At 73.5% G+C, this 13468-nt stretch carries 9 protein-coding genes; 4 read left to right on the top strand and 5 right to left on the bottom strand.

Features of this window, described 5'->3' with window-relative positions; translation table 11 throughout:
* The first annotated feature begins 54 nt into the window (after nucleotides 1–54).
* Complete coding sequence (gene pgm, locus E1165_RS02600) at nucleotides 55–1698, top strand: phosphoglucomutase (alpha-D-glucose-1,6-bisphosphate-dependent) (RefSeq protein ID WP_132387284.1); 1644 nt, start codon at nucleotides 55–57, stop codon at nucleotides 1696–1698.
* Between the two features lie 40 nt (nucleotides 1699–1738).
* Here the strand turns inward: pgm and E1165_RS02595 are convergent, their stop codons facing one another.
* Together E1165_RS02595 and E1165_RS02590 are read right to left on the bottom strand one after the other, a co-directional pair.
* Nucleotides 1739–2668 carry an NAD(+)/NADH kinase gene (locus tag E1165_RS02595; protein WP_132387282.1) on the bottom strand — a complete coding sequence of 310 codons (930 nt, stop codon included), beginning with the start codon at nucleotides 2666–2668 and terminating at the stop codon, nucleotides 1739–1741.
* A gap of 91 nt (nucleotides 2669–2759) precedes the next feature.
* Nucleotides 2760–5873, bottom strand: a complete 3114-nt coding sequence (locus E1165_RS02590; RefSeq protein ID WP_132387280.1) for a M14 family metallopeptidase — start codon at nucleotides 5871–5873, stop codon at nucleotides 2760–2762.
* 287 nt (nucleotides 5874–6160) lie between these two features.
* On the opposite strand from E1165_RS02590, the gene E1165_RS02585 reads away from it, so the two are divergent.
* Genes E1165_RS02585 through E1165_RS02575 form a run of 3 tightly spaced genes read left to right on the top strand, consistent with a single transcriptional unit; the run spans nucleotide 6161 to nucleotide 10141 of the window.
* The gene (locus tag E1165_RS02585; RefSeq protein ID WP_132387278.1) at nucleotides 6161–7486 is read left to right on the top strand and encodes a hypothetical protein; all 1326 of its coding nucleotides are present in this window, start codon (nucleotides 6161–6163) and stop codon (nucleotides 7484–7486) included.
* Nucleotides 7487–7523: 37 nt separating this feature from the next.
* Nucleotides 7524–8825 (top strand): hypothetical protein, encoded by a 1302-nt coding sequence (locus E1165_RS02580; RefSeq protein ID WP_132387276.1) that lies wholly within the window; start codon nucleotides 7524–7526, stop codon nucleotides 8823–8825.
* The gene (locus E1165_RS02575; RefSeq protein WP_132387274.1) at nucleotides 8822–10141 is read left to right on the top strand and encodes a hypothetical protein; all 1320 of its coding nucleotides are present in this window, start codon (nucleotides 8822–8824) and stop codon (nucleotides 10139–10141) included. Before E1165_RS02580 ends, E1165_RS02575 begins: the two co-directional genes overlap by 4 nt.
* Here the strand turns inward: E1165_RS02575 and E1165_RS02570 are convergent.
* Genes E1165_RS02570 through gmd form a run of 3 tightly spaced genes read right to left on the bottom strand, consistent with a single transcriptional unit; the run spans nucleotide 10128 to nucleotide 13461 of the window.
* Nucleotides 10128–11255 (bottom strand): DegT/DnrJ/EryC1/StrS aminotransferase family protein, encoded by a 1128-nt coding sequence (locus E1165_RS02570; protein ID WP_132387272.1) that lies wholly within the window; start codon nucleotides 11253–11255, stop codon nucleotides 10128–10130. The two genes, E1165_RS02575 and E1165_RS02570, sit on opposite strands and share 14 nt — an antisense overlap.
* Nucleotides 11252–12451, bottom strand: coding sequence for a glycosyltransferase family 4 protein (locus E1165_RS02565; RefSeq protein WP_132387270.1), 1200 nt, complete (start codon nucleotides 12449–12451; stop codon nucleotides 11252–11254). The genes E1165_RS02570 and E1165_RS02565 overlap by 4 nt, the downstream gene beginning before the upstream one ends.
* Nucleotides 12448–13461 carry a GDP-mannose 4,6-dehydratase gene (gene gmd / locus E1165_RS02560; RefSeq protein ID WP_132387268.1) on the bottom strand — a complete coding sequence of 338 codons (1014 nt, stop codon included), beginning with the start codon at nucleotides 13459–13461 and terminating at the stop codon, nucleotides 12448–12450. The genes E1165_RS02565 and gmd overlap by 4 nt, the downstream gene beginning before the upstream one ends.
* Nucleotides 13462–13468 lie beyond the last annotated feature (7 nt).

The following is a 13468-nucleotide window of genomic DNA, read 5'->3' as shown; positions in this document are numbered from 1 at the left end:
CCGGCCCGCGCCGGGAACCAGTGAGCCCACCCCGTACCCGAGGAGGATCCCGCAGTGGCCCACCCGCGCGCCGGACAGCCCGCCGAGCCCGCCGACCTGGTGGACGTGCCCCGCCTGGTGACCGCCTACTACGCCGAGCACCCGGACCCGGACGACCCGGCGCAGCGGGTCTCCTTCGGCACCTCCGGGCACCGCGGGTCCTCGCTCAGGGGCGCGTTCAACTCCGACCACATCCTCGCGGTCACCCAGGCGCTCTGCGACTACCGGCAGCAGCGGGGGGTGGACGGGCCGCTCTTCCTCGCCCGGGACACCCACGCGCTCTCGGCGCCGGCGGCCACCGACGCCCTGGAGGTGCTGGCCGCCAACGGGGTCACCGTGCTGGTGGACAGCCGCGACGGCTACACCCCGACCCCGGCGCTGTCGCACGCCGTGCTCACCCACAACCGGGGGCGCACCCGCGGCCTCGCCGACGGGATCGTGATCACCCCGTCGCACAACCCGCCCGAGGACGGCGGCTTCAAGTACAACCCCACCCACGGCGGCCCCGCCGACACCGACGTCACGACCTGGATCCAGGACCGGGCCAACGCGATCCTCGCCGCCGGGCTCAAGGAGGTGCGGCGGATCCCGTACGCGCGGGCCCGCGCCGCCGACACCACCGGGCGGTACGACTTCCTCGCCCACTACGTCGACGACCTGCCCGCCGCCATCGACGTCGACACGATCCGGCACGCCGGGGTCCGCGTCGGCGCCGACCCGATGGGCGGGGCCAGCGTCGGGTACTGGGGGGAGATCGCCGAGCGGCACCGCCTCGACCTGACCGTGATCAACCCGACGGTCGATCCGACCTGGCGGTTCATGACCCTCGACGGCGACGGCCGGATCCGGATGGACTGCTCCTCGCCGAACGCGATGGCCTCGCTCATCGCCGCCCGCTCCGCGTACCAGGTCTCCACCGGCAACGACGCCGACGCCGACCGGCACGGCATCGTCACCCCCGACGGTGGCCTGATGAACCCCAACCACTACCTGGCGGTCGCGATCGGCCACCTGTTCCGTACCCGCACGCAGTGGGGCCCGGCCGCCGCCGTCGGCAAGACGCTGGTCTCCTCCTCGATGATCGACCGGATCGCGGCCGACCTCGGGCGCCCGCTGCTGGAGGTGCCGGTGGGGTTCAAGTGGTTCGTGCCCGGCCTGCTCGACGGGGCGGTCGGCTTCGGCGGCGAGGAGAGCGCCGGGGCGTCCTTCCTGCGCCGCGACGGCAGCACCTGGACCACCGACAAGGACGGCATCCTGCTCTGCCTGCTCGCCGCGGAGATCATCGCGGCCACCGGGCGGACCCCCAGCCAGCACTACACCGAGCTGACCGAGCGCTTCGGCGCGCCCGCGTACGCCCGGATCGACGCCCCGGCCGGCCGGGAGCAGAAGGCGGTGCTCGCCAAGCTCTCCCCGGAGCAGGTCACCGCGACCGAACTGGCCGGCGAGCCGATCACCGCCACGCTCACCGCCGCGCCGGGCAACGGCGCGTCCATCGGCGGGCTCAAGGTGACCACGGCGTCGGGCTGGTTCGCCGCCCGGCCCTCGGGCACCGAGGACGTCTACAAGATCTACGCCGAGTCGTTCCAGGGCCCGGAGCACCTGGGCCGGATCCAGTCCGAGGCGAAGGCGCTGGTCGACGGGGTGCTGGCGAGGGCCTGAGCACCGCGCGGCGCGGCGGCCGGCGAGCCGTCGCCGCCGGTCAGCGGGGTGGGCGCAGGTCGCGGTGCCGGAACTGTTCCCGCAGCCCGTCCGGCAGCAGCTCACGCAGTTGGTCGGGCAGCAGCGGCAGGTCCAGCAGGCTCAGCTTGAGCTGGTTGCGCTCCCGGTGCCGGCGCGGATCGAGGCGGACCACCAGGCCGGCGTCGGGTTGGTACCGGATGTGCACCGCGCCCCGCGTGGCCGCGTCCCGGATCACCAGGCCGTCGGCCTCCACCACCACCGGCGCCGAGTCCGGCCGCAGCTCCAACCGGACGTCCTCCTCCGGGGCGAGCACCACCGAGCGGGAGATCCCGGCCATCGGCGCGGACGGTGTCACCACCACCGCCCGGGTGGCCGGCGAGACCACCGGTCCACCCGCCGCGTAGCTGTACGCCGTCGAGCCGGCGGGCGTGCTCACCACCAGCGCGTCGCACCGGTAGTAGCCGTAGCGCTGACCGCCGACGGCGAGCGTGGCGGTGACGAAACCGGAGCCGGGCTGGCGGGCCAGCGCCACGTCGTTGAACGCCACCACGTCGTCCCCGCAGACGTCGCAGGCCAGGCAGGCGTGCGACTCGACGGTGAAGTCGCGGTTCACCAGCCTCTCCAGCGCCCGGGGCAGGTCCGGCGGTTCCACCTCCACCAGGAAACCGACCCGGCCCAGGTGCACCCCGAGCACCGGCTTCGGGCTGCGCACCGCACCGCGCAGCGCGCCCAACATGGTGCCGTCCCCGCCGATGCTGATCAGGATGTCCGATCGGTCGGCCAGCTCCTCCGCCGGCACCGGCTCCACCGACGCCGGCACCCGGTGCCGGTCCTCGGCGCGGACGGCGAGGGTCGTGGCGTGCCGGGCGGCCCACCGCGCGATGATCCCGACCACCTCGGAGACGTCCCGGGTGGGATGCAGCACCAGACCCAACAGGTACCCCGCCACGGCTACAGCTCACCACACCGCAGGCGGCCCGGCCGGCGGACCGACAGGCGCGCCGACGGTGTGGTCACCGCCGGCGCGCCCGGCTACGCCGCTACCGGCGGGGTCGTGCGCTCAGGTGGGCCAGGGAGCGGGCCACCAGGTCGTCACGGGCCGCCGGGGCGAGCCCTTCCAGACCGAAACCGAGGTAGACGGTGTCGTCGGTGACGACCGCCGCCCCCTCCTCGAAGGCCTGCTGGCTGCGGCTCCAGTCGTTGGGGCTGGGCGCCGAGCCGGCCGGTGGCCCGGCGAGCGTCCAGCCACCCAGGTCGGCCGTCTCGAAGGAGGTCTCGGACACCAGCGCGCCGTCGGCGAAGACCCGCGCGTCGTCCAGGAAGACGCCCAGACCCTGGGTGCCCCAGTCGGAGGCGTAGGTGATCGACAGCTCGACCTTCTTCCCGGCGTACGCCGACAGGTCGACGGCGAACTCCTGCCAGCCGCCGGAGGCTCCGGTGGCCGCGTTCCAGGTGCCGGTGCTGCCCGTGGGAGAGCAGTCGGCGCCCTGGTAGTGGGCCAGGAACGGGTGCAGCGTCTGCGCCCAACCGGAGGCGCAGCTCTCCCCGGTGACCGTGCCGGTGTGCCCGTTGGCGTCGGGCAGCGTCGTCCAGTCGTCGCTGCCCACCTCGTGCGCCTCGACGAACAGGAAGTCCCAGTTCTGCTCGATGTCGTACGAGGTGAAGAAGCGCAGCTCGCCGCTGGTCTTCCCGGTCAGGTCGACGGTCCGGGTGAGCCGCTTGTACGACTCGTTGGACCGGCCGCTGTAGAGGTACCAGTCACCGGTGCGCGGGTCGAACGGCGCCGCGCCCGGCCGTGCCCAGTCCACCGTCGCCGAGCTGGCGAACTGCGGGAAGTCCTTCGGCGCGAGGAAGCTCGACGTGCTCAGGAACGAGGCCGTGTGGTCGTGGTTCTGCGCCGAGCCGGCCTCGTTGAGCCGGCCCGCGAACCCGGCGAACGGCCCGTCCGCGCCACGCAGCGGGTACGGTTCGCCGGCCGGGTCGGTGCCACCGTCGCTGACGTAGGTGTACGCCCCCAGGTAGTACTGCTGGAAGTCGTTGAGCAGCGGCAGGCAACTGGCGTCGTCGGGGTCGGCGCACTCCGCGGGCGCGTTCGGCTGGTAGACGTACGAACCGTTCGCGGCCTGGGCGAAGAGCGCGTACTTGCCGCTGACCAGGAGCTTGCCGCCCTCGTTGAGGTAGTCCCGCACGGCCAGTTCGGTCTCCGCGGCGGCCCGGGCGGCGGTTCCGGCCACCTGGCCGGGGGAGCGCGGGATGACGTCGTCGCCGGTCTCCCAGACCACCGTCCGGTAGTGCGACAGCACGCCCAGGTGGTGCGGCGCCTTCCGGCCCATGACGTCGAAGTCGTAGACGTCGCTGCTGCGCTTCGCCTTGGCCAGCGAGGCGGCGATCTCGTCGGCGTACTTGGCGCTGGTGGCGCCGGTCTGCGTCGGGCTGAGGCCGGTGACGTCCTCCATGGCGAGGACCAGCACGTCGCCGCCGATATCGTGGTGAACCCGGTAGGTGAAGCGGGCACTGGTCACCGGGCCGTTGCCCGGCTTGACGCCGCTGAACCAGACCTCTACCCGATCGCCCGGCCTGGTGCCGGTGACCGTGCCGCGCAGCTCGGCGTAGTAGTCGTTGTGGGTGTCGCCGTACCGCTCACCGCCGCGCCACTCGCGGACGGAGACCGTCTTCGGTCGGCCGCTGTTGACCGCGTAGTGCATCCGGACATTCTTCAGTGCCCGCCGGGTGATCGACGCCACCTGCTGGCTGCGCCCGTACGAGGTGTCGAAGGAGTCCACCACGAAGTCCGGGGTGCTGCGCCCGACCACCGACACCGGGTCGTCCGGGTCGGCCGCCGACTTCGCCACCGACAGGGCGAACGGCAGGTTCTTCGCGACCTCGGCCGAGATGAGCTTCTCGTCGTCCGGGAAGATGAAGCCGCTGACGCAGTCCTCCGGCCGCCACTGGTCGTCCGGGTCGGACGCGGCCGCCGCCTGGCAGGTGGACATCTCCGGAGTGAAGCCCAGGGTGCCGTAGCGCACGGTGGCGTGCGAGTCGGTGTCGCCGTTGGTGGTGTACAGCTCGGCGGAGAGGTCCGGGTCGTAGCCGGGCACCGCCGGGTGGGCGTCGTCGCCGGCCATCGTCTCGTAGATGACGTCGTCGGGGGTGGGGGTGCTGGCCTGCCAGCCGACCCCGTAGAGCAGCAGTTGCGCCGCCGAGTGGTAGTTGACGAAGAACTCGAAGCCGACCCGCTTGAAGAGCCGGTCCAGTGCCTTCGTCTCCGGCTCCGAGTTCGGTCCGGCGCCCCGGTAGGTGTCGCTGTTCGGCTCCGGTGAGGAGCCCTCGTCGTCGTACCCCCACTTGTAGGCGAAGTTGCGGTTGAGGTCGACGCCGTCGGCGGTGGTGATCTGCCCGTCCCCGTCGTTGTCGCGCAGGTTCTTGCGCCACAGCCGGTTGCCCGGGGTGAAGGTGTGGTCGTAGCCGTCCGGGTTGGCCACCGGCAGGAACCACAGCTCGGTGCGGTCCACCAGCCGCGTGATCTCCGGATCCGTGCCGTAGCTGTCCAGCACGTGGTGCAGCAGCCGTCGGGTCATCTCCGGGGTGATCCACTCCCGGGCGTGCTGGGCGCTGCCGTAGAGCACCGCCGGCCGCTTGCCGTCCGGCAGCGTCCGCGCGTTCTTGGTGACCTTCACCGCCAGGATCGGCTTGCCCTGCACGCTGCGGCCGATCGTCTCCAGCTTGGCCAGCTTCGGGTACCGGGCCACGGTGGCGGTGATCTCGTCGCGCAGGCCGCCCGGCTCGCTGTACGACCGGAACGCCGACCAGCCCGCCGCCGCCTGCTCACGCAGCGCCTGGGAGGCCGGCTTGCCGCGGACCTTCTTCACCTCCAGCCGGACGCCCTGCCCGGCGAGCCGGGCGGCCTCCCGCCGGCTCAGCACCGTCTCCACCCGGGCGGCGCCGGAGGCGTCCGTGCCCTGGTGGTCGTGGCCGAGGTCCACGCCGGACGCCCGCAGCTTCGCCAACTGTCCCGCGTCGAGCGTGCCGACGTAGACCTCCAGGCTGTCACGGCCGCCCGGGTCGGACGAGGGCCGGGCGGTCGCCGGTGCGGTCAGCGTGAGTGCGCCGACCAATGTGAACACGCCGGCGATCGCCAGCGGTGTGCGCCTCATCGCGCCTCCTGTCATGGGGATGGGCCTGTGACGGAGAGACTGCTGTCGGTGCTGTATCAATGTCAATGGATGACGACTCGTTGTGGCGGTTTTCCCGGCCGGCCACCCGATCGGGGGAATTCCGGCACCGGTCGTGTCCTCCTCCCGCTGGAGATCGTTCGACAGCAGGTGAACGTGGCAGAGGTGACCGACGGGACGGCGGTGCGCGACGGCGTCCGCCGCGAGCAGCAGTTGCTGGCGACCCGCTGTCCGCCGTGGTGGCCCGGGCGTCGACCGGGAGCCGGCCGGTGACCCGGACGCCGGTGGACGGCTCGCTGCCGGGCCGGGTCCTGCTGGCCAACCGGCACCGGCGGCTGGCCCGCGCCATCGCCCGGTACGACGAGTGCCCGGACCGGGCGTCGATCGAGCGGCGGCAGGTGCGCCGGTTCAACGAGATCTGGGCCTACTGCCTCGCCGAGGTGCCCTTCTACCGGTCCTGGCGGCGGGAGCACCGGCTGCCCGAGCGGATCGACCGGCCGTCCGCGCTGTGGTCGTTCCCGCCGCTGACCAAGGAGGTCCTCATCGCCCGGCAGGACGAGGTCTTCCAGGACGGGCGGATCGTCGACGCCTACACCACCGGCGGCAGCACCGGTCAGCCCACCCGCTACCCCCGGGGCGCGGGCGAGGCGGGCGACCGGTGGGTCGACGCGTACCTCGGCCGGCACTGGGCGGGCATCCGCCCCACCGACCCGAGCCTCCTGCTCTGGGGCCACGCCCACCTGTTCGGCAGCGGGCTGCGCGGCCGGGTCGCCCAGGCCCGTCGGCGGGCCGCCGACGCGGTCATGAACATCACCCGGCTCAACGCGTACGACCTCAGTGAGCCGTCCCTGCGGGCGCACCACGCCGTGCTGCGCCGCCAGGACCCGGTCTCTCTGGAGGGCTACACCTCCGCCGTGTTCAAGCTCGCCCGCCACATCGAGAGCAACCGGCTCGACCTGGGGGCCCCGCGCCGGCTGCGAGCCGTCGTGCTCTGTGCCGAGACCGCGAGCGACGCCGACGTGGCCCTCGTCGAGCGGGTCTTCCGGGCGCCCGCCGTGATCGAGTACGGCTCCGCCGAGACCGGGGTGCTGGCCATGTCCCGCGCGCGGACCAGGGACATCCGGGTGTTCTGGGACAGCTTCACCACCCTGGTCGACGACGACGCGGAACTGCACGTCACCACCCTGGGTCCACGGCTGTTCCCGCTGGTGCACTACGCCGTCGGCGACCGGGTGGTGCCCAGCGACATCGTCGACGGCAACGCGCTGGCGTTCCACGCGGTGCTCGGCCGGCGGCAGGACGTGGTCCGGGTCGCCTCGGCCCGGGGCGTGCTCGACCTGTCCGCGATCCTTCCGGTGCACATCCTCAAGTCGTACCCGGGGATCGTGGGCGTCCAGTTCCGCCAGGTACGCCCCGACGACCTGCGGATCCACGTGGAGGCCGACCACCAGCTCGACCTGGCGGACGTCACCCGGTACTTCACCCGGGAGTTGCGCCGCGACCATCCGGAGTTTCTCGCGAGCTCCGTGAGCTTCACCCAGATCACCGAACCGGCGCGGACGACCGCCGGCAAGCACGCCCTCTTCGTCGGCTGAACCGGCGAGTCGCGTGACCTCAGGCCAGGAGACTCCCGTGAGCATGCTGCCGTCAGCCGCCACCACCCCCGTCCGTGCCGTCGACCGGGCGGGCGCGGACCCGGACGACCGGGGCCGGCGGGTGCTGTGGATCGTCCGGCACTACCCGGTCACTGCCGTGGTGCTGGCACCCTACGCGCTGCTCATCGTTCCGCTCGCGGTGCTGCACGCCAACCCCGACCTCGCGTTCGTCATGCGCCTGCTGGGCGCCGCGCTGCTGGGCACCGTGGCCGTCGAGACGGTCGCCCTGGCGTTGCGTCGTCCCGGATGGCGCCTCGGCGCCGGCGGGGTCAACAGGTCCTACCGCCACGTCTACCTCGTCGCGCGGATCGTCGCGGTGGTCGCCGTCGTGGCCTCGGTCATCCGGGCCCAGGCGGGTCACGGCACGATCTTCACCCAGCTCACCTCCGACGTGGCGGTGTCGCCGGTGGCCCGGGTGACCTCGCTCGCGGCGGGCTGGTCGTACCTGGCCTTCGCGTTGCTGCTGGCGAGCTTCCTCGGCGGTCACGCGCCCCGGCGTCGGGTGCTGTGCTGGGCGGGTTTCCTCGTCGCCGGCCAGGTCGTGACGGTCGCCGTCACCGGCATCACCTCGCCCGCGTTTGGCTACCTGTCGTTCCTGGCCGGTGCCGGGGCGGTGTGCGGCCTGCTCCGGGCACGGGAGGTGGTCGTGGTCGGCGTCGCGCTGCTCGTCGCCTGGCCCACTCTGTTCACGCTTCGCAACGAGGTGAGGGTGGAGGGCGGGGTGAGCGTCGCCGCCGACGTCACCGCCGGCGACCGGCTCCGACTCGACCTCCAGATCGCCGAGGCCGCGCGCCACGACGCGCCCGTCGACGTGGGGCAGCCAGGCATCACCGAGTTCGCCCGGTACGGGCTGGTGCCCCGGGTGCTCGACCCCGACCGGCCGGCCCTGTCGACCGGAGCGCTGATCAACCAGTACCTCGGGGGTGCCGCCACCTCGGCCTACAGCTTCCTGGCCCTGGGTAACCTCTACTTCCTCGAGGGCTGGTGGGGTGTGCCGCTCTACTACGCCGGCTGGGCGGCGGTGGCGGTCCTGCTGCTGCGCGCCCGGGGTGCGCCCGGTCCGTTCCGGCTGACCCTGTTCTGCTTCGTCCTGGCGGGTCCGCTGCTCTGGTCGAGCAGCCATCCCGACTCGATGATCGGTTTCCTCCAGCACACCGTGGCCGCGCTGCCGGTCCTGCTGTTGTTGCGGCGCACCCGCGTCCGGGGCCGGCACGCCGCCGAGCCCCGCCCCCGCCAGCAGCCCGGCACGCCCGCGCCGCTGTGCCTCACCGGCGGATGACCGTCCCCTCTGCCTCGACGGCGTCGCGGGAACGCCGGCTGACGCGGCGCGTACGGATGGCCGTCCGCGCGCCGTTCACCGGCCGGGCCTGTTGGGCGGTGCTGGCCACCGCGCTGTCCAGCGCCGGAAACCTGCTGCTGTCCCTGACCGTCGCACGGCTGGCGCCGATCGACGACCTTGGTCGGTTCGCGCTGGCCTTCTCGCTGTACGTGCTGGCCACCGGCCTGTGCCGGGCCGTGGTGACCGACGGGGTGCTGGCCGGGGCGGCGGACGCGTCCGCGGCCCCGGCACGGGTGCTCGTGGTGGGTCTCGGTGGTGCCGTTCCGGTGCTTGTCGCAGGGATTGTCGGCGGGTCCGGTTACCTGGTCCTCACCGGCCTGGCGCTGCCGGGCCTGCTGCTGCACGACCACGCCCGGATCGTCGGGGTCGGGCGGGGTCGCCCGGGCGCGTCCTGCTGGCGCGAGGCCCTCTGGACCGGGGCCAGCGCTCTGGCGGCGGGCCTGGGGCTGGCCGGTGTGCTGGGCCCCACCACCGTGTTCGCGTTGTGGGCGGGGACGGGCGCGCTGCTCGGTCACGTCACGGTGCTGCTGTCCGGCCATGCCGCTCGTCCCCGCTGGCGGCTGGATCGCGCCGACACCCGAGCGTCGCTGGGCTACGGGGCCCAGTTCCTGGTGACCGCCGGGTCAGCGCAGCTGGCGCTGACGGCGGTGGCGGTGGTCGTCGGCATGGCGGTGGTCGGTGCGCTCGGCGCCGGGCGGACCCTGCTCGGGCCGGCCGCCCTCCTGGTGGGCAGCGCCACGACACTGGTGATCCCCCGGCTGGCTGGCCTCCGCGAGGCCGGCGCGCCGGTCCGACGACGGGGCGCGGTGCGGGTCGCCGTCGTCCTGCTGGCCGTGACCGCGCCGGCCAGCCTCGCCGTCCTGCTGCTGCCCGACGCCGTCGGCCTGGCCGTGCTCGGCGACAACTGGCGCCACGCGCGGCCGCTGCTGGCGCTGCTGGCGCTGGAGACGGTAGCCGCCGGCGCGGCCATGGTGGCCTTCGCCGGCCACCGGGTGCAGGGCGCGGCCCGCCGGACGCTGCTGATCGGGTCGAGCCTCGGCGTGCTGCGGATCCCGCTCGTGACGACCGGAGCCGTGTGGCGGGGCGCGACCGGGGCGGCCGTCGCCCTGGCCGTGATGGCGCTGCTGAGCGTGCTGGCCTGGTGGGGCAGCTACCTGCACCTGCTCGGCCGCGCCGGCACGGTCCAGGCGCCGGTCCCGGCCCGTGCCGACGGCGGGCAGCCCGCGCTGTCCGGGTCGCGGCTCACCGGCCGGTGAGCCGCGACAGCGCCTCGCGGACCCGCTCCACGATGGTCTTGACGTCCACGTCGGTCAGGTCGGCGTAGGTCGGCAGGTTGATTCCGCGTCGGGCCAGGTCCAGCGTGACGGGGTGCTCGCCATCCGACGCCGCGTAGGGAGGCAGGTGCGGCAGGGGCACGAAGAACGGCCGGGTCTCCACACCGTGCCGGTCCAGCGTCCGGGCCAGCTCGTCCCGCGTGCTCCCGTCGCCGGGCGGTCCGACCAGGAGGGCGGCCATCCAGGGCGCCCGGCGTACGCCCGGCAGCACCGGCTGCGTGGTGACCAGCGGGTGGTCGGCCAGTTCCCGTTCGTAGCCGGCGATGACTGCGTCGCGCCGGGCGATGATCTCGTCGGCGCGTTCGAGCTGTGCGCAGAGCAGGGCTGCGGCCGGGTTGGTCAGCCGGTAGTTGTAGCCGACGACCGGGAAGTAGTAGCGGCGGTCCGGGTCCATGCCCTGGTTGCGCAGCAGCCGCATCCGTTCGGCCAGCGCCGCGTCGGAGGTGGTGACGCACCCGCCCTCGCCGGAGGTGATGACCTTGTTGCCGAAGAACGAGAAGGTGGTGGCGTCGGCCAGGCCGCCGGTGGGGCGCCCGTGCAGCAGGGCGCCGAAGGACTCCGCGGCGTCGGCGACGAGAAGCAACCCGTGCCGGCGGCAGAGCTGGCGCAGCGCGTCGTAGTCGGCCGGATGCCCGTACAGGTCCACCGCCACCACCGCCCTGGTCCGGGGCCCGATCGCCGCGGCGACCCGCGCCGGGTCGACGCACCAGTTCCGTGGGGACACGTCGACGAAGACCGGCCGGGCCCCGCAGTACGTCACGGCGTTGGCGGTGGCCACGTAGGTCAGCGCGGGGACGATCACCTCGTCGCCGGCGCCGATGCCCGCCGCCGCCAGGACCAGGTGCAGCGCCACCGTGCCGTTGCCGGTGGCGACGGCCGTGGCGGCCCCGCAGCGGGCGGCGAACAGCTCCTCGAACCGGCGCAGGTACGGGCCCTGGGAGGAGATCCAGCCGCTGCGGTAGGCATCGAGCAGGTACCGCTCCTCCAGGTCGGACAGCGACGGTCGGGCGACCGGGTAGCGCTGCGGTGTGCTCATCGCGCTCCTCGCGAGGTCAGGGTGCTGGCGAACGCGGACCGGGGCACCGGGCCGGGCCGGCCGGCCACCACCCACGCCAGTACGGCCGCGTAGTCGGCGGCGGTGTCGGCCCAGGTCCGTCCGGCCAGGAGCACTCCGGCGGCCCGGGAGGAGGACGCGTAGCGGTCCCGGTCGGCCAGGACCTGGCGTACCGCGGTGGCCAGGGCGGCGGGGTCGCCGGCCGGGAAGACCGCGGCGTCGGCCCCGGTGAAGTCGAGTTGGGCGAGCAGCGGTTCGGAGTCGGCGCAGGCGACGGGGAGACCCCAGCTGAACGCCTCCAGCATCGCCCCGCTGGCCGCCTCCCACCGCGAGGGCACCACCACCGCGCTGGCGCGGGCGTACAGCGACGCCAGCTCGGTGGTGCTCACGAAGCCGGGGAACGACACCCGGCCCCGCAGGTCGGGCTGGTCGGCGCGGGCGAGCAGCCGGCTCGCCTCGGGTTCCACCAGCGGCCCGGGGCAGACGAGGCGGCACTCGGGCAGCAGCGCCAGGGCCTCCAGGAGGGTGGCGTGGTTCTTCAGCCGGGCGGTCGACGACGGGTACAGCAGCAGTCCCGGCTCCGGCGCGGCGGTGCTCGTCGTGGCCGCGGCGTGGAAGGCGGGCAGCGGGATCAGCGTCATGCGGTCCCGCGCCTCCGGGAACGCCCGCACCGCCTCGGCGTACGGGTGGGGCCAGGACACCACCACGGCGGCGGCCCGGGCCACGTTGCGGCGGATCACCTCCGCGAAGCCCGGCGAGCCGAACTCGGGGTGCAGGTGACGCAGGTCGTGCAGCACGATGACGGCCGGGTCGGCGTGGGTCGGCGCCGCGGCGAACGGGTACAGCGTCACGTCCGCGCCGCAGGACTGGGGGCGACCCCACTGGCGTACCAGGTTGACGCCGCGGCGCAGCGCCACCGACGACGCCACCGCGCCGGGGGTGTGCCGGCGCAGCAGGCGGCCGACCCGGGTGTCGGTACGCAGCGGCGTGTGCACCTCGGACCAGGCGATGCCGTCCGCGGTGACCCGCCGACGCCACTCGTCGCCGGTGCCGGCGATCACCTGGACGGTGAGGTCGTGCGGGCCGGCGGCCAGGCCGCCGAGCAGGCCGTAGCAGAAGGCCTCGATCCCGGCGGAGTGCGCGGGGCGTACCGTGGTGGCGTCGAAGCCGATCCTCACCGGTCCACCCGCACCAGTCGGCCCATCCGCTCGTCGTCGAGCAGCTGCCGGTCGGCGTCGACCATCACCCGAACCAGGTCGCCGAAGAGGGTCTTCGGCGCCCAGCCGAGCTGCCGGCGGGCCTTGCCGTAGTCGCCGATGAGGGCGTCCACCTCGGCGGGGCGGAAGTACGCGGGATCGGTCACCACGTACCGCTCCCAGTCCAGCCCCACGTGGGCGAAGGCGGCCTCGACGAACTCCCGCACGGTGTGGCCCTCGCCGGTGGCGACCACGAAGTCGTCCGGCTGGTCCTGTTGCAGGGTCAGCCAGACCGCCTCCATGTACTCGGGGGCGTATCCCCAGTCCCGGACCGCGTCGAGGTTGCCGAGGTAGAGCTTGTCCTGGATGCCGGCCTCGATCCGAGCCACCGCGCGGCTGATCTTCCGGGTCACGAAGTTCTCGCCCCGGCGGGGGCTCTCGTGGTTGAACAGGATCCCGTTGGCGCAGTACATGCCGTAGGACTCGCGGTAGTTCACCGCCGCCCAGTAGGCGAACACCTTGGCGCAGGCGTACGGGCTGCGCGGATGGAACGGGGTCTCCTCGCGCTGCGGTGGCGGGGTCGACCCGTACATCTCCGACGACGAGGCCTGGTAGAACCGGCTGTCCACTCCGGCCAGGCGGGCCGCCTCCAGCAGCCGCAGCGCACCCATCCCGGTGACGTCGGCCGTGTAGCCCGGCACGTCGAACGAGACCCGCACGTGGCTCTGCGCCCCCAGGTTGTAGATCTCGTGTGGCTGGATGTCGCGCAGCAGCCCCACCAGCGAACCCGCGTCCGACAGGTCGCTGTAGTGCAGGAACAGGCGCGCGTCCGGGTGTCGCGGGTGGACGTCGATCCGGTCGATCCGCTCGGTGTTGAAGCTCGACGACCGGCGCTTGAGGCCGTGCACGGTGTAGCCCTTGTCGAGGAGGAGTTCCGACAGATAGCTGCCGTCCTGCCCGGTGATGCCGGTGATGAGTGCGACTCGACTCATGCCGCGC

The organism is Micromonospora sp. KC723, from assembly GCF_004348595.1.
Classification (GTDB): Bacteria; Actinomycetota; Actinomycetes; order Mycobacteriales; family Micromonosporaceae; genus Micromonospora.
This window is presented reverse-complemented; position numbering and strand designations above follow the sequence as displayed.